Raw genomic sequence first — 1755 nt, forward strand, 5'->3', positions numbered from 1 at the left:
CGAGCCCCTTATCGCGCAGGGATCGGGCGGTGAACTCTGCGCTCAGGGCCGCGGGGGGAACCGGCCGGGTCTCCGGTCCACGCCGGCAGTGCGAGTGCGAGAGCAGCGGTGTTCGATGGGTGGTCGCCAGCCCATCGAACCGCGACGGCTGCCCCGAGGGATATCCCCGCGACCACGATGCGTCCGTGTCGATCGGCCGCGTCGTCGAGGGCGGACAGGTAGCTCTCGACCACGGCGGCCGGGTCGGGTTCGACCGCGACGGTGGCCAATCCCACACTGTCCAATGCTGCCGAGAACGCGTCGGCGGCGAACCGAGCATCGGACCCCGTCCCCGGTAGAACGAGTGCGGTACGGGTGTCGAATCGGCTGTGCACGACACGATTGTGCACGCCTGCCGACACCGCCGTGACAACGGTTGGTCAGCGTGACGCTTCGGGTCTACAGTGGCGAAGTACCCACCCTGACGAGGGAACGACCCCCACCGCTGGAGCGCACAATGGCACCCGCTGCCGCAGGATACTTTCGCCGTCTGACGCGGAAGTTGACAGAGGACATCGATCAACTCGATGCCGAGGAGATGGCCGAAACCTCCGAAGCCTCCGGGGCTCGGCGGGCGTGCGACTGCTCGCGAGGCGAGGAAGTCACGATGCTCGGTCGGTTGCGCAGCGTCGAAGCCTGCTCGAAGGCGGCCAACGCCAATATCGAGGCCGAGTTCTTCGACGGCACCGACACGGTGACTTTGCTCTGGATCGGACGACGCAAGATCGCCGGAATCGAGCCAGGCAAGACTTTGCTCGTTCGCGGACGCGTCGGCGAACGCGACGGACGCAAGATCGTCTACAACCCCTATTACGAACTGCGCGACGACAGCTGATCGTCGCCGGTATGGCACCCTCGTTGTCGTGACCAACAGCGACGATTCCGTGCCGCCCCCGTCGACGACGCCGGAACCCGCGCCCGACGCGTCGACCACCGCCGAGAAGGTGGCCCCCACCGTCCTCGAACAGCTCGGCGGGTTGAGCGGGCTCATCTATTCGACCTTGCCCGTCGTCGTCTTCGTTCCGGTGAACAGCTACGTCAACCTCGCCGTTGCTCTGTGGTCCGCTCTGGGAGTCGCCGCTGCGGTGTTGGTGTGGCGGTTGGTTCGTCGTAGCCCGATTCAGCCCGCCATCTCCGGATTCTTCGGGGTCGGGATCTGCGCATTCATCGCATACCGGACGGGAGATGCCAAGGGCTACTTCCTGTTCGGCATCTACACCTCGCTCGCCTACGGCGCGGCGTTCGTGCTGTCGGTGCTCGCGCGCTGGCCGTTGGTCGGCATCATCTGGGGATACCTCAACGGCAAGGGAACGTCGTGGCGCGGCAACCGGTCGGCTGTGCGTTACTACGACGTGGCCACGATCGCCTGGGCGTCGGTGTTCGGTGCCCGATACATCGTTCAGTCTCAGCTCTACGACTCCGACCAGACGGGCTGGCTCGCCGTTGCCCGCATCGGCATGGGCTGGCCGCTCACGGGAGTGGCACTGTTGGTCACGCTCTGGGCCGTGCGTGCGGCCCCAGAGCGTGACCAACAGTGCCACTCCCGTGAGCGGCCAGCCCATGCCGATGCGGGCAACGGCGAGCCAGCCGTCTGGTCGGAGTCGTAGAGCTGAGACTGAACGATGTATCGGGCACCGAACACCGACGCCCAGGCGATCGTGGCCACGTCGTAGTAACGCACAGCCGACCGGTTGCCGCGCACGACGTTCCCTTGCA

3 protein-coding genes are annotated in these 1755 nt (G+C 66.2%); 2 read left to right on the forward strand and 1 reads right to left on the reverse strand.

The genetic code is table 11. From position 1 onward, the window contains the following. Window positions 1-8: 8 nt before the first annotated feature. Window positions 9-389: a hypothetical protein gene (locus RHBS_RS27480; RefSeq protein WP_236745426.1), complete on the reverse strand. Its 381-nt coding sequence runs from the start codon at window positions 387-389 to the stop codon at window positions 9-11. Window positions 390-496: 107 nt separating this feature from the next. On the opposite strand from RHBS_RS27480, the gene RHBS_RS27485 reads away from it, so the two are divergent. Together RHBS_RS27485 and RHBS_RS27490 are read left to right on the forward strand one after the other, a co-directional pair. Then, entirely contained in the window at window positions 497-874 is a 378-nt protein-coding gene (locus RHBS_RS27485; RefSeq protein WP_032397922.1) for an OB-fold nucleic acid binding domain-containing protein, read from the forward strand. A gap of 109 nt (window positions 875-983) precedes the next feature. Beyond that, window positions 984-1646, forward strand: a complete 663-nt coding sequence (locus RHBS_RS27490) for a DUF3159 domain-containing protein (protein WP_237669849.1) — start codon at window positions 984-986, stop codon at window positions 1644-1646. Window positions 1647-1755 lie beyond the last annotated feature (109 nt).

Origin of the sequence: Rhodococcus sp. BS-15, assembly GCF_000813105.1 — a bacterium.
In the GTDB taxonomy this organism is placed as follows: Bacteria; Actinomycetota; Actinomycetes; order Mycobacteriales; family Mycobacteriaceae; genus Rhodococcoides.